This window comes from Pseudaeromonas aegiceratis (assembly GCF_046254905.1).
Taxonomy (GTDB): Bacteria; Pseudomonadota; Gammaproteobacteria; order Enterobacterales; family Aeromonadaceae; genus Pseudaeromonas; species Pseudaeromonas aegiceratis.
In genome coordinates, this window is the sequence record NZ_CP158016.1 from 2324757 (window position 1) to 2348863 (window position 24107).

Annotated in this window: 16 protein-coding genes; 4 read left to right on the plus strand and 12 right to left on the minus strand. The window is 64.0% G+C overall.

Annotation, left to right across the window (positions count from 1 at the left end):
* Positions 1 to 189 precede the first annotated feature (189 nt).
* Complete coding sequence (locus ABHF91_RS10940) at positions 190 to 1377, plus strand: HD-GYP domain-containing protein (RefSeq protein WP_409420325.1); 1188 nt, start codon at positions 190 to 192, stop codon at positions 1375 to 1377.
* A 65-nt stretch (positions 1378 to 1442) separates the two neighbouring features.
* Here ABHF91_RS10940 and putP read toward each other — a convergent pair whose 3' ends face one another.
* On the minus strand, positions 1443 to 2960 hold the full coding sequence (gene putP / locus ABHF91_RS10945; protein WP_409420326.1) for a sodium/proline symporter PutP: 1518 nt from the start codon (positions 2958 to 2960) through the stop codon (positions 1443 to 1445).
* 156 nt (positions 2961 to 3116) lie between these two features.
* Here putP and ABHF91_RS10950 point away from each other — a divergent pair, with 156 nt between their 5' ends.
* A complete protein-coding gene (locus ABHF91_RS10950) occupies positions 3117 to 3572 on the plus strand; it encodes an LEA type 2 family protein (protein WP_409420327.1) in 456 nt (151 codons plus the stop codon).
* A 63-nt stretch (positions 3573 to 3635) separates the two neighbouring features.
* On the opposite strand, the gene carB is transcribed toward ABHF91_RS10950, so the two are convergent.
* The 7 genes from carB to ABHF91_RS10985 form a co-directional block, all read right to left on the minus strand.
* Entirely contained in the window at positions 3636 to 6863 is a 3228-nt protein-coding gene (gene carB / locus ABHF91_RS10955; RefSeq protein WP_409420328.1) for a carbamoyl-phosphate synthase large subunit, read from the minus strand.
* A gap of 18 nt (positions 6864 to 6881) precedes the next feature.
* Positions 6882 to 8012 (minus strand): glutamine-hydrolyzing carbamoyl-phosphate synthase small subunit, encoded by a 1131-nt coding sequence (gene carA, locus ABHF91_RS10960; RefSeq protein WP_409420329.1) that lies wholly within the window; start codon positions 8010 to 8012, stop codon positions 6882 to 6884.
* A gap of 543 nt (positions 8013 to 8555) precedes the next feature.
* Entirely contained in the window at positions 8556 to 9368 is an 813-nt protein-coding gene (dapB, locus tag ABHF91_RS10965; protein WP_409420330.1) for a 4-hydroxy-tetrahydrodipicolinate reductase, read from the minus strand.
* A gap of 104 nt (positions 9369 to 9472) precedes the next feature.
* Entirely contained in the window at positions 9473 to 10087 is a 615-nt protein-coding gene (locus ABHF91_RS10970) for an FKBP-type peptidyl-prolyl cis-trans isomerase (protein WP_409420331.1), read from the minus strand.
* 24 nt (positions 10088 to 10111) lie between these two features.
* Entirely contained in the window at positions 10112 to 10648 is a 537-nt protein-coding gene (locus tag ABHF91_RS10975) for an N-acetyltransferase family protein (protein ID WP_409420332.1), read from the minus strand.
* Positions 10639 to 11445 (minus strand): M48 family metallopeptidase, encoded by an 807-nt coding sequence (locus ABHF91_RS10980; protein WP_409420333.1) that lies wholly within the window; start codon positions 11443 to 11445, stop codon positions 10639 to 10641. Before ABHF91_RS10980 ends, ABHF91_RS10975 begins: the two co-directional genes overlap by 10 nt.
* Positions 11446 to 11604: 159 nt before the next feature.
* Positions 11605 to 13314 (minus strand): FAD-dependent oxidoreductase, encoded by a 1710-nt coding sequence (locus ABHF91_RS10985; RefSeq protein ID WP_409420334.1) that lies wholly within the window; start codon positions 13312 to 13314, stop codon positions 11605 to 11607.
* A 246-nt stretch (positions 13315 to 13560) separates the two neighbouring features.
* Between ABHF91_RS10985 and ABHF91_RS10990 the strand changes: the two genes are divergently transcribed.
* Positions 13561 to 16497, plus strand: coding sequence for a putative bifunctional diguanylate cyclase/phosphodiesterase (locus tag ABHF91_RS10990; RefSeq protein ID WP_409420335.1), 2937 nt, complete (start codon positions 13561 to 13563; stop codon positions 16495 to 16497).
* Here ABHF91_RS10990 and ABHF91_RS10995 read toward each other — a convergent pair.
* Complete coding sequence (locus ABHF91_RS10995) at positions 16494 to 20435, minus strand: translocation/assembly module TamB domain-containing protein (protein WP_409420336.1); 3942 nt, start codon at positions 20433 to 20435, stop codon at positions 16494 to 16496. The two genes, ABHF91_RS10990 and ABHF91_RS10995, sit on opposite strands and share 4 nt — an antisense overlap.
* 5 nt (positions 20436 to 20440) lie before the next feature.
* The gene (locus ABHF91_RS11000; protein WP_409420337.1) at positions 20441 to 22150 is read right to left on the minus strand and encodes an autotransporter assembly complex protein TamA; all 1710 of its coding nucleotides are present in this window, start codon (positions 22148 to 22150) and stop codon (positions 20441 to 20443) included.
* A 198-nt stretch (positions 22151 to 22348) separates the two neighbouring features.
* Between ABHF91_RS11000 and ABHF91_RS11005 the strand changes: the two genes are divergently transcribed.
* Entirely contained in the window at positions 22349 to 22624 is a 276-nt protein-coding gene (locus tag ABHF91_RS11005; protein ID WP_409420338.1) for a peptidylprolyl isomerase, read from the plus strand.
* Here ABHF91_RS11005 and ABHF91_RS11010 read toward each other — a convergent pair.
* Positions 22621 to 23043 (minus strand): CBS domain-containing protein, encoded by a 423-nt coding sequence (locus tag ABHF91_RS11010; protein ID WP_409420339.1) that lies wholly within the window; start codon positions 23041 to 23043, stop codon positions 22621 to 22623. The genes ABHF91_RS11005 and ABHF91_RS11010 overlap by 4 nt on opposite strands.
* 101 nt (positions 23044 to 23144) lie before the next feature.
* Complete coding sequence (gene htpX, locus ABHF91_RS11015) at positions 23145 to 24017, minus strand: protease HtpX (protein ID WP_409420340.1); 873 nt, start codon at positions 24015 to 24017, stop codon at positions 23145 to 23147.
* Between the last annotated feature and the right edge of the window lie 90 nt (positions 24018 to 24107).

Genomic DNA, 24107 nt, shown 5'->3' on the forward strand with positions numbered 1-24107 from the left:
TGGTGCGGCGCAAAAGGCCCGCATTGTACTGCCACCACAGGCACAAGGCATCTGTTATGCGTCACGCACCAGGTCGTCGGCACCGCCGAGTAAAAAAGCAGCATCCGAACCGCATCTTTTTATCGGCCCGGATGACAGCCTTTCCCCCGGCAGGCAAAATGGGCTCGGAATCACAAGTGTGAGACTCATATGGCAACAACTCGGACAACCCTTCGCCGCCTGCCTCTGGCCGAACTACGGCCCGGCATGTTTGTCACCCGGATCCTGCAACAGCAGGGGGAAACCCAGTTGAGTCAGAGCGGTCTGGTGGGCAGCCGCGAGCAAGTCCAACAGATGGCCCGCTTGGGCGTGCTGGCGGTGGAGGTGGATCTGGCGCGCGGGCGGCAAGCCGTTCAAGAGGCCAACGCATCCCCCGAAACGCCCCCCAAAACACCCAATAAGCCCAAGCTCACCAAGGCCCAGCACAAGGAGCGGATCCGCCGCCTGTATCAAGAGGCAAAGGGGGTGCAAGGCAAGCTGTTTGACCAGCTCAAGGCCGGCGAACCCGTTGCCATCGCCCCCTTGGAAGCCCTCGCCGACGAGTTGGTGGATAGCATCTTCGAACACACAGATGCCCTCTTGTGCCTGAGCCGCATCCGGGAGAAAGACAGCTACCTGATGGAGCACTCCCTGAACGTGGGCATCCATCTGGCCAACTTCGGTCGACATCTGGGCCTGCCGCGCCAGGTGCTGAAGGAGCTGGCCATCGGTGGCATGCTGCACGACACCGGCAAGATCATGATCCCCGACGCCGTGCTGCATAAACCCGGCCGCCTGACCGAAGAAGAATTCGCCATCATGAAGACCCACGTCCACCTGGGTCAACAGATCCTTGACGCCTCCCTCGGCTTCAGCCCCATCATGCGTTCGGTGCTCAGCGGCCATCACGAGCGACTCGATGGCAAGGGTTATCCGGCAGGCCTGACCGGTGATGAGTTGGATCAGTTCGCCCGCATGGCCAGCGTGGTGGACGTGTACGACGCCCTCACCGCCGACCGCTGTTACAAGCCCGGCATGCCCGCCTCCCACGCCCTGCGGATCCTGTTGCAAGGCGCCGGCCATCAGTTTGACGGCCCCTTGGTGGCGCAGTTTATCAAGTGTCTTGGGATCTATCCGGTGGGCAGCCTGGTCAAACTCGACAGCGGTCGCCTGGCCCTGGTGATGGAACGCAATGACAAGGCCCCCCTGCAGCCCCTGGTGAAGATCCTCTACAGCACCAAGTCCAGCGCCTACCTGGAGGTCCGCCTGCTGGATCTGGCCCGCAGCGGCGAAACCGACCGCATCGAAACCGCCGCCGATCCCCGGCAGTACGGCATCGATCTTACCCCCTTCCTGTAGCGTTCACCGAATACTCACTAATAAAAATAAGGCCGAGCATCCTGCCCGGCCTCGTTGTCGTAACCTCACGCCTGTTCGGCGGTGCCTGGATCCAGCTCGCCGTTGGCGGCCATGGTCAGTTCCATGCGGCGGAAGCCCTGGGTCACGGTGACCGAGGGGGCCTTGTCCAGCAGGCTCACCAGCCAGATGGTCAGGGTGGCCAGGCCAAAGCCAGGCACCATCTCATACAGACCAAACCAGCCGCCGTTGCGCCAGATGATGACCGTCAGGGCACCCACCAGCATGCCGGCCAAGGCGCCGTTGCGGGTCATGCGGGGCCACAGCACCGACAGGAGCACCACAGGGCCGAAGGCGGAGCCGAAACCGGCCCAGGCATACCCCACCAGACCCAGCACCTGGCTGGTGGGATCCGAGGCGATGGCCAGGGCCACCAGGGCCACCAGCAGCACCATCAGGCGACCACACCACACCAGCTCCTTGTCCGAGGCGTTAGGCCGCAGAAAGGCCTTGTAGAAGTCCTCGGTCAGGGCGGAGGAGGAGACCAGCAGCTGACAGGACAGGGTGCTCATCACCGCCGCCAGGATGGCGGAGAGCAGGATGCCGGCGATCCAGGGGTTGAACAGGATCTGGGACAGGGCGATAAACACCGTCTCGCTGTTGGCCTTGACGCCCGCGGCCTGACCCGGATTGGCGGCATAGTAAGCGATGCCGAAGAAACCGACGCCGATGGCCCCCGCCAGAGTCAGCACCATCCAGGTCATGGCGATGCGCCGGGCCTTGGGTATGGTCTGCAAGGAGCTGGCGGCCATGAAGCGGGCCAGAATATGGGGCTGCCCCATGTAGCCCAGGCCCCAGGCCATCAGGGAGATGATGCCGATGGTGGTGGTGCCGTTAAACAGATCCGTCATGGCCGGATTGATCTGCTCCACCGTGCTCACCGCCTCGCCGAAGCTGCCCACATGGAGCATGACGATGACCGGGGTCAGCAGCAGGGCGAAGATCATCAGGGTGGCCTGCACCGTATCGGTCCAGCTCACCGCCAGGAAGCCACCGATAAACACGTAGGCCAGGGTCGCCAACGCGCCCAGCCACAGGGCGGTGCCGTAGTCAAAGCCGAAGGTCTGCTCGAACAGGCGGGCACCGGCCACCATGCCGGAGGCACAGTAGATGGTGAAGAACAGCAGTATGATGATGGCGGATAACACCCGCAGCAGCCGGCTGCGATCCTCGAAGCGGTGGGTGAAGTAATCCGGCAGGGTCAGGGCGTTGCGGGAGAGCTCGGTGTAGACCCGCAGGCGACCGGCCACCAGCAGCCAGTTGAACCAGGCCCCGATCACGAGGCCAATGGCGATCCAGCTTTCACTGATGCCGGAGACGAAGATGGCACCCGGCAAGCCCAGCAGCAGCCAGCCGCTCATGTCGGAGGCACCGGCGCTCATGGCGGTGACGAAGCTGCCCAGCCGGCGACCGCCCAGAATGTAGTCGGACAGATTGCGGGTATAACGCCAAGCCATGAAGCCGATGGCGATCATAGCCAGCATGTAGATCACAAAGGTGATCGTGGTTGGGTTGGTTGTGCTCATGGGCGTCCTGCCATTTGACGTGGAAAAACGCACATTGTGCGGGGAAAAGCGCGGCAGAGCAAGCCGACGGATGAGTCCCTCCCCCATGCCTTGCCAAGCGCGGGATCGCCTGTCACAGTGGCCGCCAACCTGTCGCCCCACTGTCGGAGAAGAATCTTGTCCCGTCTACTCGTGCTGTGCTGTCTGCTGCTGTCCGCCTGCGCCAGCCTCAACCCCGTCCAGGCCCCCAAGGTGCTGGTCAATTCCGTGGCGCTGCAGCCCCAGGCCAGCGGCCTGCCCCAGCTGGCCATCTCCTTGCACCTGAGCAATCCCAACGATCGGGAACTCTCCTTGCGTGGCGCCAGTTACGATCTGTCGGTGGAGGGGCATGCCCTGCTCTCCGGCGTCGCCAACCAGCTGCCTGTACTGCCGGCCTACGGCGAGGCCGATGTCACCCTGCTGGCCCGCCCCGATATGCTCGGTGCCCTGGCCCTGGCCCAGCAGCTGCTCAGTGCCCCGCCCAAGGAGGGACTGGGCTACCAGCTGCACCTGGTGCTGGATGCCGGCGCCCTGCTGCCCAATATCACCCTGGAAAAAGCGGGGCGGCTTGGCAGCCCAACCAGCCGGCAATAAGCCCCTCACGTCGGGGATAAAAAAAGCCTCCCAATCGGGAGGCTTTTTTGTCAGCAGAGCGGCTTAGCGGCCGGCCTTGACCCGGGCGTGCAGCTCCTGCACCGAGCTGACCGTTTCGGTCTCGTCCACCGGCATGGCCATGCAGCAGGCAAAGGCCGCGTTCAGGGTGGTGGTGTAGGACACCTTGTGCTGCAGGGCGCCGCGGCGCAGCTGCTTGGAGTCCTCGATGGCCTGACGCCCCTCGGCGGTGTTGACTATGTAGGTGTACTCGCCACTCTTGATCCGGTCGAGGATGTGGGGGCGGCCTTCGTGCACCTTGTTCACCAGACGCGGGTTGATGCTGGCTTCACCCAGGATCACGGCGGTGCCGTGGGTGGCATCCAGCTCGAAACCGGCCTCGATGAGCTTGGAGGCCAGATCCACCACCCGCTGCTTGTCACCGTTGCGCACGGACAAGAGCACGCGACCGGTACGGGGGATGGCGCTGTTGGCGCCCAGCTGGGCCTTGGCATAGGCCTCGGCGAAGGTATCGCCCACCCCCATCACCTCACCGGTACTGCGCATCTCAGGGCCGAGCAGGGGGTCGACGCCGGGGAACTTGTTGAACGGCAGCACCACTTCCTTCACCGAGTAGAAGGGCGGGATGATCTCCTGGGTGAAGCCTTGGGCGGCCAGGGACTGACCAGCCATCACCCGGGCGGCGATCTTGGCCAGGGGCGCACCGGTGGCCTTGGAGACAAACGGCACGGTGCGGGCGGCACGGGGGTTCACCTCGATGAGGTAGATCTCGTCATCCTTCACGGCGAACTGCACGTTCATCAGACCGATGACCCCCAGCTCCATGGCCAGCTTGCGCACCTGGTCGCGGATGCGATCCTGCACGTTGGCGGACAGGGTGTAGGGCGGCAAGGAGCAGCCGGAGTCACCGGAGTGGATACCACACTGCTCGATGTGCTCCATGATGCCGCCGATCACCACCTGCTCGCCGTCACACACGGCGTCCACGTCCACCTCGGTGGCGTCGTCCAGGAAACGATCCAGCAGCACGGGTGACTCGTTGGAGACGCTCACCGCCTCGTTGAAGTAACGGCGCAGATCCTGTTCGTCGTAGACGATTTCCATCGCCCGGCCACCCAGCACGTAGGAGGGGCGGACCACCAGCGGGTAGGTGATGCGGGCCGCGGTCTGAACCGCCATTTCGATGGTGGTGACGGTGCCGTTTTCCGGTTGCTTCAGCCCCAGGCGTTCCACGGCCTGCTGGAAGCGCTCACGGTCTTCGGCCCGGTCGATGGCATCCGGGCTGGTGCCGATGACGGGCACGCCGGCGGCTTCCAGGGCGCGGGAGAGCTTGAGCGGGGTCTGGCCGCCGTACTGGACGATGACGCCCTTGGGCTGCTCGACCCGCACGATTTCCAGCACGTCTTCCAGAGTCACCGGCTCGAAGTAGAGGCGGTCCGAGGTGTCGTAATCGGTGGAGACGGTCTCGGGGTTACAGTTGACCATGATGGTCTCGTAACCATCCTCCCGCAGGGCCAGGGCCGCGTGCACGCAGCAGTAGTCGAACTCGATACCCTGACCGATCCGGTTCGGGCCGCCGCCCAGCACCATGATCTTGTCTTTGTTGGTGGGCGCCGCCTCGCACTCCTCGTCATAGGTGGAGTACATGTAGGCGGTGTTGGTGGCGAACTCGGCGGCACAGGTGTCCACCCGCTTGTAGACGGGCAGGATCTCGTGCTTGTAGCGCAGCTTGCGCACCTCGCCTTCCGCCACCCCCAGCAGCTTGCCCAGGCGGGCATCGGAGAAGCCCTTGCGCTTGAGCTGACGCAGCAGCTCCGGGGTCAGGCCGATCATGCCGCCTTCCTTGACCTGCTCCTCCAGCTTGACGATCTCCTCGATCTGCACCAGGAACCAGGGGTCAATCTTGGTCAGCTTGAACACACCCTCGACGGACAGGCCGGCACGGAAGGCATCGGCGATGTACCAAATCCGCTCGGCGCCAGCGTTTTGCAACTCCTGGCTGATGCGGGCGAAGCTGTCGGGATCCTTGGCATCCACCATGGGGTCGAAGCCGGTCTTGCCGGTCTCCAGACCGCGCAGGGCCTTGTGCAGGGACTCCTGGAAGTTGCGGCCGATGGCCATCACCTCGCCCACCGACTTCATCTGGGTGGTGAGGCGGTCGTTGGAGCCGGCAAACTTCTCGAAGTTGAAGCGCGGCACCTTGGTGACCACGTAGTCGATGGAGGGCTCGAAGGACGCCGGGGTCTTGCCGCCGGTGATGTCGTTCATCAGCTCGTCCAGGCTGTAACCTACCGCCAGCTTGGCCGCCACCTTGGCGATGGGGAAGCCGGTGGCCTTGGAGGCCAGGGCGGAGGAACGGGACACCCGGGGGTTCATCTCTATGATGACCATGCGGCCGTCTTTCGGGTTGATGCCGAACTGGACGTTGGAGCCGCCGGTTTCCACGCCGATCTCGCGCAGCACCGCCATGGAGGCGTTGCGCATCAGCTGGTATTCCTTGTCGGTCAGGGTCTGGGCCGGGGCCACCGTGATGGAGTCACCGGTGTGGATGCCCATGGGGTCGAAGTTTTCGATGGCGCAGACGATGATGCAGTTATCGTGACGATCCCGCACCACTTCCATCTCGTACTCTTTCCAGCCGATCAGCGACTCGTCGATCAGCAGTTCCTTGGTGGGGGACAAGTCCAGGCCGCGTTCGCAGATCTCCACGAACTCTTCCGGGTTGTAGGCGATACCGCCACCGGAGCCACCCATGGTAAAGGAGGGACGAATGATACAGGGGAAGCCCACCTTCTTCTGCACGTCCCAGGCTTCGTCCATGTTATGGGCGATGCCGGCACGGGGGCATTCCAGGCCTATGCTGCGCATGGCCAGGTCGAAACGGTGGCGGTCTTCGGCCTTGTCGATGGCGTCGGCGGTGGCACCGATCATCTCCACCCCGAACTCGGCCAGCACCCCTTGGCGCTCCAGCTCCAGGGCACAGTTGAGGGCGGTCTGGCCACCCATGGTGGGCAGCACGGCGTCCGGCCGCTCCTTCTTGATGATCTCCCGCACCACTTCCCAGGTGATGGGCTCGATGTAGGTGGCATCGGCCATCTCGGGGTCGGTCATGATGGTGGCCGGATTGGAGTTCACCAGGATGACGCGGTACCCCTCTTCCCGCAGGGCCTTACAGGCCTGGGCGCCGGAGTAATCGAACTCACAGGCCTGGCCGATGACGATGGGGCCCGCGCCCAGGATCAGGATGCTTTGAATGTCTGTACGTTTTGGCATGACTCTCTACCCTACTCTTTATGCGCGGTACGTCTTGATAAGCTCGATGAAATGGTCAAACAGCGGCGCGGCATCGTGCGGCCCCGGGCTTGCTTCCGGGTGACCCTGGAAGCTGAACGCCGGCTTGTCGGTTCTGTGGATCCCCTGCAAGGAGCCATCGAACAGGGACACATGGGTGGCCCGCAGGTTGCTCGGCAGGGTTGCCTCGTCCACCGCGAAGCCGTGGTTTTGGCTGGTGATCATCACCACGTCCCGATCCAGGTCCTTCACCGGGTGGTTAGCACCGTGGTGACCGAACTTCATCTTGACCGTCTTGGCACCGGAGGCCAGACCCAGCAGCTGGTGACCCAGGCAGATGCCGAACACCGGGATCTCGGTGTCGAGGAATGCCTTGATGGCGGCGATGGCGTAGTCGCAGGGCTCAGGGTCGCCGGGGCCGTTGGACAGGAAGATACCGTCCGGGTTCATGGCCAGCACCTCGGCGGCCGGGGTCTTGGCCGGCACGACTGTCAGGCGGCAGCCCCGATCCACCAGCATGCGCAGTATGTTGCGCTTGGCGCCAAAGTCGTAGGCCACCACGTGGAGCGGCAGCTCGGCCGGGCTCACGTGCCCCTCGCCCAGTTGCCAACTGCCCTCTGTCCAGGGATAGGCTGCCTTGACGGTCACTTCCTTCGCCAGATCCATGCCCTTCAAGCCCGGGAAGCCCTTGGCCAGCTCCAGCGCCTTGGCCTCGTCCAGGTTGCGGCCGGTCATGATGCAGCCGGCCTGGGCACCGGTTTCCCGCAGCCGACGGGTCAGCTTGCGAGTGTCGATGTCGGCGATGCCCACCACCTTGTGGCGCTTGAGGTATTCGGAGAGGGTTTCTTGACTGCGGAAGTTGGAGGCGATGAGGGGAAGGTCGCGAATGATGAGGCCCTGGGCGTGGATGCCGGTGGATTCTTCGTCTTCGCTGTTGGTGCCTGTGTTGCCGATGTGGGGGTAAGTGAGGGTGACGATCTGGCGGGAATAGGAAGGATCTGTGAGGATTTCCTGGTATCCCGTCATCGAGGTATTAAACACCACCTCCCCGACGGAACAGCCTTCTGCGCCAATCGAAATGCCCTTGAATACCGTGCCATCTTCCAACACGAGTAAGGCTGAATGAGTCAAGACGACCTCCGAGTCACTATCTGGTTCAGGTTCTGCTGCCGACGCCCACCGGTGACAGCCGACCTTTTCAGGTCACTGCGCCACCCTGCGGGCAAATTCCGCGTATTTTACACCAAATTCTCGGACTGACAAGCGACAGGATCCGAGCAAGTGAAATAATATTCCATTTTTTTGCATAGAATGTCAATCGAGAAAGATGGCGCCTGTTTTTTGACAGGTTTGACATCAAAAATGGCAGCCATGGTTATAATTGACAAAAATAACTTATAAAATCATATTTCAATGATCAACTTATTGTTTTTATTTATATAAATACAAATGTGCGCGCAAATAAAACCATAACAATCCCCACGACAAGGCAAGAAAGATTATAAAAACAAGATTTTCACCAAATCTTACCAGCGATATTCATTCATCTATCAACAATCAGCCATCCCGAGTCGAGACACAGTAAATCCTGACCAATTGGACAACGTTTTTCCGGCTTAGGCTGGCCTGTGTCGCTAAGAAGAAGCCAAAAAAAACCGCCTTTCGGCGGTTTTTTCACTTCAGACCCAGAACATCCTGCATGTCATACAGATTGGCCGGCTGGCTGGCCAGCCAGGCAGCGGCTCGAACGGCACCATTGGCGAAGGTCAGACGACTGGAGGCCTTGTGGGTGATCTCCACCCGCTCGCCGATATCGGCAAACATGGCGGTGTGCTCCCCCACCAGATCCCCGGCGCGTATGGTGGCAAAGCCGATGGTCTTGCGATCCCGCTCACCCGTGATGCCTTCACGGCCATAGACGGCACACTCCTTGAGATCCCGGCCTAGCGTCTTGGCGATGACCTCCCCCATGGACAGGGCGGTACCGGACGGGGCATCCACCTTGAATCTGTGGTGCCCCTCGATGATCTCGATGTCGCTGTACTCCCCCATCACCTTGGCGGCCTGCTCCAGCAGCTTGAACACCAGGTTGACCCCCACGCTGTAGTTGGAGGCAAACACCACCCCCACCCGGGTGGCGGCATCCTGGATCTGCTGTTTGCCAGCCTCATCCAAGCCGGTGGTGCCGATGACCACGGGTTTGCCATGGGCCACGGCAAACGCCAGGGTGGCCAGGGTGGCCTCGGGACGGGTGAAGTCGATGATGATGTCAAAATCGTCCGCCACCTGGCTCAGGTTGTCGGCGATCTTGACGCCGTTGGCCCCCAGACCGTTGAGTTCCCCCACGTCCAGGCCGATGACGGCGGCGCCTGGCCGTTCCAGGGCGGCGCCCAGGGTCACGCCCTCGGCATGGCTAATGGCTTCCAGCAGGGCCTTGCCCATGCGGCCCTGACACCCCATCAGGGCGATACGGATTGGCATATCCATCTTGCTCTTTGCTCCTTGAAAACTGGCCTAATAGTGTAGCCAGCCTGGGTGGCGATAAAAAGGCAAAAAAAAGCCGACCACCCGGTCGGCTTCTTGGCTGGGGCTTAGCCCAGGATATCCAGCAGTTCCACCTCGAACACCAGGGCGGAATAGGGCGGGATGGAGCCGGCACCCCGGGCGCCATAGGCCAGCTCGTGGGGGATGTAGAGCTTCCAGCGGGAGCCTTGGGGCATCATCTGCAGGGCTTCCACCCAGCCGGCGATCACGCCGCCCACCGGGAACTCGGCGGGTTGACCACGATCCATGGAGCTGTCGAACACCCGGCCATCGGTGAAGGTGCCGTGGTAGTGGACCCGCACCTTGTCATCCCGCGCCGGCTTGTTGCCCTCGCCGGCCACCAGCACTTCATACTGCAGACCGGAGTCGGTGATCTGCACCTCGGGACGCTCGGCATTGGCCTTCAGGAAGGCTTCGCCGGCGGCCACCAGATCCTTGGAACGCTCGGCCTCGGCGGTTTCGAGCTTCTCAGTCAGCTGGCGGAAGGCCTCGCCCAGCTCTTCACGGCTCACGGCGTATGCACGATTTTCGATGGAGTCCTCGATCCCCTGAGCCAGGGCAGCCAGATCCAGGCCGTCGAAGGATTGTTGTGCCAGCTGATCACCGATCTGACGACCGATGCCATAACTGGCCTTCTGTTCAATGGAAGTAAATTGGGACATGGGGCCTCCTGATAAAGGGCCACATCATAACAGAGGTGAGGCGGAACCGTTACCCTTGGCGGGCAGCAGGCGATACATGTGGCGCTGCACCACCTCTATCTCCTCCATGCGGCGCTGCTGACGCTGACCGTCATACTGGAAACCCTGCTTGAGGTAGAAGCGCTCCGCCGGGCGGTTGTTGGCCAGCACCCACAGCTCGCAGCGGCGCAGCCCCAGAACCTGCATGTCGCCCAGCGCCTGGCGCAGCAGCGCCGAGCCTAGGCCCTGCTGCCAATAGAAGGGATGCAGGTAGAAGGACTTGAGCTGGGCCACCCGCTTGTTCTCTGGAAACCAGTAGAGAAACCCGGCCACCGCATCCTGCACCTGGGCCAGCAGCGTCATGCAGGGATGGGCCTTGAGACGCTGCTGCCAGATGAGGCCGCGCTCCTGGGGCGGCCGCAGGGTCAAGGCCATCTCCGGCAGCAGCCCCTGATAGGCCTGTTGCCAGCTCTCCTGCTGGATCTGGACAATGTCGTCCAGATCCGCCAGGGTGGCGGGCCGCACAGACAGGCTTACTGGCATGTTGGGGTCCGTCCGGCCTGGCGCGCCGCCTGATACAGGGGCATCACCTTGGGCAAGAGTTGCTGGATGGCCCGGATGCGGGTGCCGTCGGAGGGGTGGGTGGAGAGCAGTTCGGGTTGCTGCTTGCCCTTGTGGGACTGGGCCATGTTCTGCCACAGGGTCACCGCCTGCCGCGGATCGAAACCGGCGTTGGCCATCAGGCTCAGGCCCAGCAGATCCGCCTCCGTCTCCTGCTCCCGGCCATAGGGCAACAGCACCCCCACCTGCACCCCCACGCCCAACGCAGCCATGGCTGGCTGGCGATAGCCGGAGGAGCCCAGGGCCATGTCTGCCGCCACCATGCCCAGGTTAGCCACCTGGCTCTGGGAGAGTCGCTCGTTGGAGTGCTTGGCCAGCACGTGGGACACCTCGTGGCCGATGACGGCCGCCAGCTGATCCGGCCCCTTGGCGGTGCCCAGCAGGCCGCGGTAGACCCCGATGCGGCCACCGGGCAGGGCGAAGGCGTTGATCTGGGGATCGTCGAACAGCACCACCTCCCACTTGGCCGGACGGTTGCTGTACTGGGCCGGGATCTGATCGGTCACCGCCTTGGCCACACACTGGACAAATTTTGTCTGCTTGGCGTTTTTCGACACCTTGGTCTCCTTCTTGATCTGATCGAAGGAGGTCAACCCCAGTTGGGCCACATCGTTGTCGGAATAGAGCAGCAGCTGACGGCGCCCCGTGGGTGAGGTGGAACAGGCCACCACGCTCAAGAGCAGAAATCCCAGGCCAAGTCGACATCCCTTGTTCTTCATAACTGTCCTCGCGATTGTGTCGACGACAGCGTAAAGCACAAGCTCATGGTCTGCAAAGCATTGTAAAGAAAAGAAAGCGGCGCCAACCCCCGCCGCGCCGCCCGTTATTGCAGGCAAAAAAAGGCGCCCACCTGGGGCGCCTCGGGTCGCACCGCCCACTCAATAGCGGGCGGTGACCATCTGATAGGTCTTGAAGCCGCCGGTGAGGTTCTTCACCTTGAAGCCCTCGTTGGCCAGCAGGCGGTAGGCCACGTGACCCCGCAGCCCCACCTGGCAGCTCACCAGTATCTCCTTGTCCCTGGGCAGGCTGGCCAGCTGGCCGCGCAGCTCGTCCAGGGGTATGTTGATGGCCCCCTCTATGGTGCCGTTGGTCGTCAACTCACCGGGATTGCGCACATCCAGCACCAGCTGATCGGCCCGGCGGTTGAGGATCGCCTCGGTATGGCAGATGGCCAGATCGCCCTTGAGCACGTTGGATGCCACAAAGCCCGCCATGTTCACCACGTCCTTGGCCGAGCCGAAGGGCGGCGCATAGGTCAGCTCCAGCTCCTGCAGATCGTAGACGGTCAGCCCGGCCCGCTGGGCCACCGCCAGCACGTCGATGCGCTTGTCCACCCCATCCTTGCCCACCGCCTGGGCCCCCAGGATCTTGCCGTCCGTGGGGCTGAACAGCAGCTTGAGGCTCACCGGGAAGGCGCCGGGATAGTAGCCGGCGTGGCTGCCCGGGTGCACGTAAATCTTCTCGTAGGGCAGCCCCTGGCGCTGCAGGCTCTTCTCGTTGAGGCCCGTGCTAGCCACCGCCAGATCAAACAGCTTGCAGATGGCGGTGCCCTGGGTTCGGCCGTAGCGCTCGTTGCGCCCCAGCATGTTGTCGGCGGCGATGCGGCCCTGGCGGTTGGCCGGGCCGGCCAGGGGAATGAGCGCCGGCTCGCCGGTGACAAACTCCCGCTCCTCCACCGCATCCCCCACGGCGAAGATATCCGGATCCGAGGTGCGCATCCCCTCGTCCACCTTGATGCCGCCCCGGGCCCCCAGCTCCAGGCCGGCCTGGCTGGCCAGCAGGGTCTCGGGTTTGACGCCGATGGCCAGGATCAGCATGCCGGTATCCAAGCTCTGCCCTGTGCTCAGGGCCAGACGCAGGCCGCCGCCGTGGACGGATACCCGGCTGAACTCCCCGGTGGCCTCCGGCTCGGCCGGCGCCGCATCCAGCAGGGCGACGCCGGTGAGGGCGGTGTTGAGCTTCAGATCCACACCGTGCTGTACCAGGGACTGGTGCAGCATGTTGGCCATCTCCCGGTCCACCGGTGCCATCACCTGCTCGGAGAGTTCCAGCAGGGTCACCTTGATGTTGCGCTGATGCAGCGCCTCCACCATCTCAAGACCGATGAAGCCGCCCCCCACCACGGTGGCGTGGCTGGGCTGATCCCGGTCCAAGGCCGCCAGGATGCGGTCCATGTCCGGAATGTTGCGCAGGCTGAAGGTGTGGGGGTTTTCCAAGCCGGGGATGGGCGGCCGGATGGGCGCCGCCCCCGGGCTCAGCAGCAGCTTGTCATAGCTTTCTTGGTACTGCTCACCGCTGAGCAGGTTGCGCACCGTCACCTGCTTGGCGGCCTTGTCTATGCTCACCACCTCGTTGAAGGTACGCACCTCCACGTTGAAGCGGCGCTTGAAGCTTTGCGGGGTCTGCAGCAGCAGGGACTCCCGCTGGGGGATATCGCCGCCGATATGATAAGGCAGGCCACAGTTGGCGAAGGAGATGTGCTCGCCACGCTCGAAAATGATGATCTCAGCCTGCTCGTCCAGTCGGCGAACCCGGGCTGCCGCGGAGGCGCCACCGGCGACACCGCCGATAATCAAGATCTTGGTCATGCTCTGGTCCTCGTCTCATGAAGAAAAAAATCGGGTCTCCTCGAGACCCTGCATGGGTATTAATTTAGCAATTTCTAATTTAGCGTGCAATGCCTAACTGTCTGATCCCCCAGGGGCACCGCAGCCCGTCGCCAGATTGTCGGCAGTCTTGTCTGCAAAGTGTAGGCTGCCTCACCCTCCCCAGACTGTCACCCAGGCCACGCTTTGGTATGCTTGAGACTCGATCTCACCCAGGGACCCAGCCCCATGTTGTTACCCTCTCCGGTCACGGCCAGCCCGCGTGCTGTCAGCCGTCTCCTGCTATGGGACCACCAGCAAGCCAGCCTCGCCTCCCTCATGCCGGGTCACCCCGTACCGGCGGCCCTGTTACCCAATCCGGAGAGCCCCTGGCCGGCGCAGCTGGGGGCGCCCTGGGCCGAACGGTTGCAGCACCTGCGGCACGGCGGCGAGGCCACGCGGCTGCAGCTGGACCTGCCCGCCGGTAGCTGGCAACTGCAGCTTGCCCCCGGCGAGGCGCCCCACTGGTTTATCTGGGCCGAACCCCTGGCGTCCGAGGTGCCGACCATGGCCAACCTGGCCCTGCTGGAGCTGGACAAGCTGGGGCAGCACCTAGCCCGCGGCCAAGCCCACAGCCAGCAGCTGCTACAGGCCCTGCACCAGCTGAGTCGTTGTGACCGCCTGCTGCTGTGGCGGCTGGCAGACGAGACCATGACGCCCCTCGTCTGCCTGGGTGAGGGCGCCATGCCGCCGCCCCAGAAGCTGGAGCCCAGATACCTCAAGGTCCTGCGCCAACGCCGCCTGCTGGGCTATTCGGACCTGCAACATCAGCCCAACCTGGGTGCCCAGCGCTACCTGCAACAGGACGGCATACTGGCACGCCTCGACGGTCTGGTGCAGCTGGACGAGGCGCCCCTGGCGCTCATCACCCTGGAATACCGCCTGTTGCAGCCCAGCTTCGATGCCTTGAGCTTCAGCCTGTTGGGCCGCACCTGCGAGCTGCTGGCCGCCAATCCGCCGCTGCCCCAGGCCGACGACGCCACGCCGGTTGCCGTCCTGTCCTCCCCCCAGGGGCTCAGCGGCCAGCCCTGGCTGGAGGCCGTGGCACAGGAGCTGGCTGAAACCTGCCATGCCAGCTGGGTGCTGATCTGCGAACTGTTGCCGGCCCGGCCTCCGCTCCCGGCCAGCGAGGCCGTCAGCCTGGCCTACTATGCCCAAGGCAGGTTACAGCCCACCATCCATTATCCCCTGGCGGGCCACCCCTGCGAACGGTTGCTGACCCAGGGTCCCCTCTGGCTGGAAGGGGAGGAGCTGCAAGCCTATGGTGACTGTCAGCCGGCGGGCCAGGCCCCCCTGCAGGCCTACTATGGTTACCCGCTGCACGATGAGGCGGGCATCCCCATGGGCCATGTCTGCCTGGGCTTTGCCCAACTGCCCGCGGCCCGCTACCAGGCGCCCGCCCGGCTGGCACGACTGCGACCCCGGCTGCAAGACAGCCTGCGCCTGCACCAGCTGACCCAGAGCCTGCACCTGATGGGTTCTGTCTTCGAACAGGCCCAGGGCATGTTGCTGGTCAATCGCCTGGGCCGCATCGAGCGGGTCAACCGCGCCTTCGTCCGCCTCACCGGCTTTGCCGAGGCTGCGGTGCTGGGGCTGCACATCCAGCAGTTGGAGGCCGAGGGCCAGTCGGAGCAACTATTCGATGCCATCAGCCGGGGGCTGCAGCAGGAGGGACACTGGCAGGGCCACAGCCGGGCCCGACGGCAGGATGGCGGCAGCTTCGCCATCCGGTTGCGGATCACCGGCATCTATCGCGCGGGACGGCTGAGCCACTACCTGTGTGCCTTCGACGACATAGAGGAGAAGCTGGCCGCCCAGCGCCAGATCGAGTGGCTGGCCTTCCGGGATGAGCTGACCGGCCTGCTTAACCGCCGCGGTCTGCTGCAGCAGATGATGGCACCGGCAGTCGAGACGCCCCAGTGGGGGGCCCTGCTGATCCTGGATGTGGATCAGTTCGGCAGCATCAACGACTCCCTGGGACCGGCGGTGGGGGATGCCCTGCTGCAGGCCCTGGTGGCCCGCCTGCAACAGCTGGCCCCCACCCGTGCCGCCTGGGCACGCCTGTCGGCGGATCAGCTGGCCCTGCTGCTGCCGGATGCCGGCGGGACCGAGGACCAGGCCCATGGCCAGGCCGAACAGCTGGCCCGAGCACTGCTGGAGGCCTGTCAGGCCCCCTTCCCCCTCAATGAGATGCTGCTGCACATCAGTTGCAGCCTGGGGGCCACCCTGATCCCCGCTCACGCCGCGCCAGCCCCGCTGGATCTGCTGCAGCAGGCCGAGGCCGCCAACCACGCCGCCAAGCAGCTGGCCCGTGGCAGCCTGGCTTTCTACGATCAGGCCATGGCCGAGGCCGTGCGCCGAAGGCTGGCCCTGAGCAGCCTGCTGCGCCAGGCGCTGCAGAGCGAGGCGTTCGAACTCTATTACCAGCCGCAATATCGGGTGGCCGATGGCCAACTGGTGGGGGCCGAGGCGCTGCTGCGCTGGCAGCACGAGGGGCAGTTTATCCCGCCGGCGGAGTTCATTCCGGTGGCCGAGGAGAGCAGTCTCATCTACGAGCTGGGTTTCTGGGTGCTGCGTCATGCCTGTGATCAGGCGGTGCAGTGGCTGGCCCAGGGCCTGCCCCTGCACTCCCTGTCGGTGAACGTCAGCGCCCGCCAGTTCCACCATCCGGACTTCATGGAGCGGCTGGCCAGCATACTGGCCCAGAGTGCGCTGGCGCCCCATCGGCTGATGCTGGAGATCACCGAGTCCGTGGTGCTGGAAAACCTGCCGGAGACCCTGGCGCGCATGGCACAGCTCAAGCAGATGGGGCTACGCCTGTCCATCGACGACTTTGGTACCGGCTACTCCTCCCTGGCCTACCTCAAGGATCTGCCGGTGGACGAGGTGAAGCTGGATCGCAGCTTCATCACCCGGCTGGCCTTCGATCACAAGGACAGGGTCATGGTATCGGGCATCATCACCCTGGCTCAGGTGATGGGCTTCAAGGTCACCGCCGAAGGGGTGGAAGAGGCGGGGCAGCTGGCGGTGCTGCATGCCCTGGGCTGCCACCAGTTCCAGGGCTATCTGCGCAGCCGGCCGTTACCGGCGGACGAGTTTGTCCGCCGGCTGGCCCAGACGGACTAGAACTCGAACTTGTAGAAGAGATCCAGCGCCTGGCTGATGCCGTTCAGGGCCTGAATGTAGAGCTTGGGCATCAGCTCGTACTTGACCTTCACCTCGCTGATGGAGGTGAAGACCCCGACGCCATACTGCACCTGCAGGCCCGGCATGACGTAACCGCTGATGTTCACCTGGGTGTCATCCCCGCTGCCGGCGGTGTCCAGGGCCACGTCCGAGAAGCCCAGGCTCTCCGCCAGGCCGGTGACCACGCCGCCGGCCTGGCCTATGCCCGCCCCCAACAGCATGGCGGTCATCATGTCGTCCCCCGAGCCGCCCGAGGCATTGGAGCTGCGCCCCCGCAGCAGGTAGGAGAGCTTGTCGGCCTGGGACATCTCGGGATCGGAGAACAGGGTCACCTTGGGTGCCGTAGCCAGGCCGCTGACCCGCACCCCTACTGTGACATCCTCGTCTTCCATGGCGTCCTCGGAGCGTACCGCCTCCACCGCCAGCAGGGGCTGATCCGGGTTGCCGGAGAACATCAGCTTGCCGGAGCGGATCTCCAGGTTCTGGCCATAGGCCCGGTACCGCCCCTCCACTAGATTGATCTCACCGTTGAGCTGCAGGCTGTTTCCCGGCCGCTGGCTGGCCTTGAGCCTCCCCTCCAGCTGGGTTTGCAGCCCCATGGCATTGAGCTTCACATCCGGCCCTATGGTGGTGGTGACATCCAGATAGAAAGGCACGGCGGCGGCGGGCTCGGACGTCTGCGCCTTGCCCCGCACCACCTCCACGTCCGACGACACAGACACCACAGAATCCGGCAACGACTTGACCTTGATCCGTGCCCAGGGCAGCGCCACCTGGCCGGTCAGACGCACCTCATCGGCAAAATCCACGCGGATGGCATGATCCAGCCGGCCATGACCGTAACCGGCCAGCCCCAGCTCCAGCTGCTTGCCATCCAGGGTCAGCCAGCCCCGCGGCACCGGGGTCTGCCAGTCCAGCTGGCCCTGCAGCTGCATCTTGCCCTTACCCAGGTTGAGGCTGCCGGTCAGATCCGCCCGCGCCCCCTGGATGTCCATCTTGGCCTGCAGATCCCGCACGGTGGCGATATCCAGGTTGGTATCCAGCTCCCCTTCACTCAGACTCAGTTGGCCATAGAACAGCGGTGCCGTCAGGCTGCCAGCCAGGCGCCCCTGACCGTCGATCCGTCCACGGCTGCGGTGCAGGGCATCCACCAGGGGCGCCAGCCCATACAGCCGCAGGTTATCCAGCGACAGGGTGCCGGACAGCTGCTGCTTGCCTTGGGGATCCTGCACCTGCAGATCCACCAGCGCCTTACCCAGGGCCTCGGAGAGGAAATCCAGCGTGAGCTTGGCCTGCTTGGCATCCAGCCCGGCGGTCAGCCGCAGGGTCTGGTAGGACGACGGCACCCCATCGTTGATGATCTCCCCCGCCCCGGTCTGCACAGTGGCGGTCAAGTTGGGCACCCCGTTGCGCCAGGCCAGCTGTGCCTCGGCCCCCAGCTCACTATGCCACCCCAGCCGCTCGGGCATCAGCACCGCCAGCCGCTCGGTGGCGAACTGGTTCAGTCGCAACCCCAGCTTGCCCTGGCTGGCGGCCAGATCGGCGGCGCTGATACACAGGCTCGCCGGCTCGCTGCGCCAGCACTGTTCCCCCAACTGTACCTTCTGCCAGGGGGCACGACTGGCAATGGCCAACGGCGAAGCCAACTGCCATGGGCCCAATAGGGTGTCGAATCTGGCCGTTTGTAGTGAACCCTGCCAACCCTTGGCATTGAGTCCCCCACGTAGTTGCACTGCACCAGCCAGTTTCTTGCCATCGAAATCCAGTGTCAGCTCATGAGACTTGGCATCGCCGCCGGCATTCAGTCGGATATTTTTCAGTCCCAGCCCGGCGACATGCAGCCGACCCAGGCCCAGGGTCAACTGACCGGCGTACTGACGGGCCGGCTCCAGTTGCCCCTTGAGCGCCAGCTCCCGCAGGCTGCCATCCGGCCAACGCAGCCGGTCCGCCTGCAGATCAAGCGCCACCTTGGGCGCCTTGGCACTGCCGGTCAAGGCCAGCTGCCCGGCCAGGGCCCCCTCGAAGCCGCTGCCCAGGCTGCCCAGCTCGGGGGCCTGGATGTCGCCGTGGAGTGACCACTGCTTGTCCAGCTGACCATTGACCCGCAACCGGTTGGCCCCGCTGGACAGCCGCAACTCCTGGATCAGCCATTCCAGGCGGTCGTTGCCCGACAGATCGCCGCTCAGGGCCAGGGGGTAACCGTTGATCTTGCCCCGACCATCGAGCTTGTGGACCCCCAACTGCCAGTGGGCGCCGGTCATCTTGAACTGACTCTGCAGCCCCAGGGCCAGCTGCCCCTCGATCTGCGGCACCCACGCCTGCAACCGGCTGCTGTTGAGACTCAGCTCGCCCTGCCAGTTGATCCCTTTCTGCCAGGCCAAGTTGCCGCTGAGGCTGGCCTGGGTATGCTCGCTCTCCCAGGCCAGTCGGGTCAGCTCCAGCCCCGCCAGGTTGCCCTGCAACAAGGTGGTGAGGCGCCCCTCGGGATAGCTCAGCGCCTTGATGGTGCTGCTGAGGCTGGCCTCATAGTGCTTGAGAGATCCCTTGGCCTTCAGCTGACCGTCCCGGGCGGCATAATCCGGCTCGCCGGTCAGCGGCCAGCCCAGCCGCGCCCACTTGAGGCTGAGATCGAAGGGCAACTGGGGATCCAAAGCATCCAGCTGGGCATTGAGCTGGATGCCCTCGTCCCCCGCCACGCCGGCCTGGAGCGCCAAGGCACCAAGCGAACCCTTGGCGGTCAGCTCCAGCGTCCGAGCCGGCATGCCCTCCGGCAGGCCGTAGGCGGTGCTCAGCCCCAGCTCCAAGGCCAGGGGATAATCGTCGGCAAAGCGCAGGGCCCCCTTGAGATCCACCGAACCCTGGGGATGCTGCAGGCTCAGCCGCTGCAGGGTCAGCTGATCGCCGATAAACTGGGCGGCCAGCTGGCCGCTCAGCCAGTCGGTATCGAGTCCGGGCTGCCGGAAGCGCACCCGCTCCAGGCGCAGGCCGGCCAGTGAGATATCCAGCGGCAGAGCGACAGGGGGCAGCACCAGCCGCCCGTCCCCGGCCGGCTTGGCGGTCTCCTTGTTGGCAGTCGCAGCAGCCGGCTGACGATCGCTGGCCGCGCTGACCGCAGCCGTAACTGTCGCCGATTGAGCCCCACTTGCTGCAGCCAGCGGCCCGGCGGCCTGGCCAGCCCCAGCGGCGGCGGCCGATGCAGGCTTGGCCGGGGTGACGGCGGCAAGCTGGGCCGCTGGGGCAGCCGTACCCTGGGCGGCTGAGACGGCCGTACCCTGAGCGGCGGAGGCAGCTGTATCCTGAGGCGCAGAGGCAGCGGTGCCCTGAGCCGCAGAGGCGGCCGGCAGATCCCAATCCACCGCCAGCCCCTGCAGCTGGCTGTCACCTATGTACAGGTGGGATCCCAGCCAGTTGGCGGAGCTGGCAAAGTGGTCCAGCTCCACCGCCAGTTGGGGCATGGCAAAATGCACCCTATCCAGCGCCAGCTGATTTAGATGCAGGCTAAAGGGCAGCACCAGGGGCGCTGTGCTGGCAGGCTCCTGTGGCGCATCGGCGGCCGACGTCGTCGGTCCCAGGGTTAGGCTCACCCCCTCGCCGCTCAAGGCATCCACCTGCAGGTTACCAAACAGCAGGGCACCGGGACGCCAGCGCAGGTTCAGTCGCTCGGCGCTAAACTGCACCGTCTCGTCCTGCCAGCTGAGATCGGCCAGTTGCCATCCCTCGGCCAGTTGCCCCGACACCAGTTGCCCCTTGAGCTGCGGCAGCTGATCGGTGGCCAGACGCCAGATCAGGCGGTTGCCCACGTTGGTGAACAACAGCAGGCTGATCGAGAGCACGCTCAGGCAGATGAGCGCCAGGCCCGCCAGAATAACTTTGCGCAAGGTACTCATAGCTCAGGCCCCAGTCCGAAGTGCAGGTGAAAGGGGATGTGGGTCTCGGAGACCCCAAAGCCCAGATCCAGCCGGATGGGGCCCACCGGGCTTATCCAGCGCATGCCGAGCCCGGTGCCGATCTTCCAGGCCTCGGAGTAATCATTGGTGGCGGTACCGGCATCCACGAAGCTGGCCAGGCGCCACTTCTCCGCCACCGGGTAGGCGTACTCCAGACTGAGGGCCGTGGTGTAGCGCGCCCCGGTCAACAACCCCTCGTCATCCACCGGCGAGATGCTCTCGTAACTGAAGCCCCGCACCGTCTGATCCCCCCCGGTGAAGAAACGCAGGGAGGCCGGCACCGAGTCTATGTTGTCCCCCAGGATGGCCCCCTGCTCCGCCCGCCAGATGAGGCGATGGCCAGGCCAGGGAGTGCGCAGCCACTTGGTCCGCCCCCACAGCCAGGTGAAGTCCCCACCCGAGCCCCAGTAATGGCTGGAGTACTGGTTCTTGAAGATGAGCCTGTCTCCCCAGTCGGGATCCATGCCCCCGGTCATGCGCAAGCGGGAGAGGGTGAACCCCGGCATCAGCAGCAGGCTGGAGCCTGTGGTGGAGCCCTGGGTGTAGTCTTCGTACTGGGTCTCGAAGAAATAATCCCGCTCCCAGGAGCCATGGGTCTTGGTCTGATAGTGGGCCCCCACGGTGAGGTTGTGGGAGTTGGTATCCTGCTGATCCGTGGCCTCGTAGCTGGTCTGCAGGCTGTAATAGTCGTTGAGGGGATCCTGACCCGGGATGCGATAGCTGAAGTTGATGTTCTGCTGGGGGGCGGAGATCTTCATCTCGGTATACAGGCTGTGGCCGTATTTATTGATCCAGGGTTTCTCCCAGGTGAGCTGCACCCTGGGCCCCTCGTCCGTGGAGACGCCGACCCCCACCTCCACCACGTTATCGCTGCGCGGGGTGAGCTGCACCAGGATGGGCACCTGATAATCCTGGACCTTGTCCATCTCGGGGTGCACGTCGATCTGCTTGAAATAACGGGTCTGGGACAGGGTCTGGCTCAGCTCCGCCAGCTGCACCGCCCGGTAGGGTTCCCCCTGCTTGAAGGCCAGCAGAGGCTGCACCAATTGCTGACTGCCCTCGATACCCTCGATGCGGATGGGCCCGTAGTGGTAACGGACGCCAGAGTCAAAATGCAGGCTGACATCCGCCACATTCTCCTTCGGGTAGACCTTGACCTTGGCCTCGGTCAGCTTGGCATCTAGGTAGCCCCGGGTCAGTGCCCGACCCTTGAGTTGCGCCTTGATGCTCTCGTACTGACCATGATGAAACACGGCCCCCGGCTTCAATGGAAACTGACGGGTCAGCTCGGCAAAGCTCTCATCCTGGGTGGCGTCCCCGCTGAGCTGCAGATCCCAGGTGCGAATGGTCACCGGCTTGCCGGGGGTCACCTTGACCCTGAGCAGGGCGGGATCCTGTTCGTCCATCACCAGCTCCATCTTCGCCTGGTAATACCCCAGGGCCTGCAGGGCCTCGTCCACCGTCTGGCGGATGGCCTCCAGCCGGTAGCTGACCCGATCCGGCTCTATGGTGGGCAGACTCTCCAGGTAGTTGACCACATTCTCCTTGGCCGCCCCTTTGAGACCCGATACCTGGTAATGCAGTGACTGGGCCAGCGCCGGCAGACACCACAGGATGGAACAGAGCAGACAAGCGGTTCGAAACATGCAGACTCCATGGTTCCCCCCGATATTTCGCTGGGGTAAATCGTCAGCCTGACGCCGACGAGGGACCTAAATGGTATTGATAATAAGAGCAAACGGCCGGGGAGGGAACCACGAGTCGCCCCGGCAATTCAGGCAAGTGGCATTGCGATAGCCGGTAGCTTGGCCGACAATGCGCGTCCCAACCAGGAGAATAAACTGATGAAAGCCGCCGCCCTGCACATACTGGTGAAGACCCGCGCCGAGTGCGATGCCCTCAAACAGAAGTTGGCGAAGGGCGCCTCCTTCGCCGAGCTGGCCCGCCGCCACTCCCTGTGTCCCTCCGGCAAGCGCGGTGGGGACCTGGGGGAGTTTCGTCGGGGCCAGATGGTGGCCGCCTTCGACAAGGCGGTGTTTAGCGGGGAACTGCTCACAGTGCTGGGCCCCATCAAGACCCAGTTCGGCTATCACCTGATCAAGGTGCTCTACCGGGGCTAGCCCTTGCCGGGAACGAAGCAGCTGCGCAGGTTGGCCTGGATGGCCCGCAGCACGTCCCGGCGGCTGATGGTGCCGACAAGCCGGCCCCCTTCGTCGATCACCGGGTAGATCTTCGGTTTTTGCTGCATCATCTGCTGGGCCAGCTCTATGATACTGGTCTCCGGCCGCACGGTCAGGACCTCGGGCCGCATCAGCTCGCTGACCAGGGCCATCTGCTCGCAGTGGTAGCTGGCCGACAGTCCCTGGGCCAGGCAATCCTGCTCCGACAAAAAGCCCACCAGCTTGCCCTGGCCATCCACCACGGGACCGCCGGTCAGGCCGCTCTCCAGCAGGCGGCTGATGGCCTGCTCGATCCCCATCTCGGGCCCGAAGGTCACCGGGCGCGGATTCATGTAATCTTTGACGCTAATGGACTCCATATGCCCTCCAGTTGGCCATATTCCCCGTAGCACAAGCATAGTGGAGTCGGTCCGGATGACAAAAAGCCGCCCGATGGGGCGGCTTTGGCCTGCGCCTTGATTTACAGCTGACGCAGGGCGGCGATGCGTTGCTCCAACGGCGGGTGGCTCATGAACAGCTCGCTCATGCCGCGCTTACCGTTGATGCCAAAGGCCATCATGCTGCCTTCGAGCTGAGGTTCGGCGCCGTGACGCAACCGTTCCAGGGCGGCGATCATCTTGTCGCGCCCCACCAGCTTGGCGGAGCCGGCGTCGGCGCGGAACTCCCGCTGGCGAGAGAACCACATGACGATCAGGGAGGCGAGGATGCCGAACACCATCTCCAGCACAAACACCACCCCCATGTAGGCGAACGGTCCCAGACCACCCCCCTCCTCGTCGTTGGAACGGAAGAAGTTGGAGATGATGGAGGCCACGATCCGGGCGAAGAAGATGACGAAGGTGTTCACCACCCCCTGGATCAGGGTCAGGGTCACCATGTCACCGTTGGCCACGTGGCTGATCTCATGGGCCAGCACGGCTTCTGCCTCATCCCGGCCCATGCTGTACAGCAGGCCGGAACTCACGGCCACCAGGGCTTCATTCCGTTTGGCGCCGGTGGCAAAGGCGTTCATGTCCGGCGCATCATAGATGCCCACCTCGGGCATGCCGATGCCGGCCTGTTGCGCCTGACGCTGCACCGTGCTGACCAGCCAGTGCTCCATCTCGTTGCGGGGCTGCTCGATCACCTGTACCCCATAGGCCCGCTTGGCCATCCATTTGGACATCAGCAGAGAGATAAAGGATCCGCCAAACCCAAATACGGCGGCAAACAGCAGCAGGCCGCCTTGTCCTTGTACATTGATCCCGAGCAGGCCAGACAGCAGGTTCAGCACTATGCTGAGCACCAGGATCACCGCCAGGTTGGTCGCGAGGAACAACAGTACACGCTTCATGGAAACTCCTTAAGGTTTCTCGATAGTCAGACTGATCATATGGGCGCGGCACCGAATATCAAGCTAATCCCATGACAATAATCTGTAAGA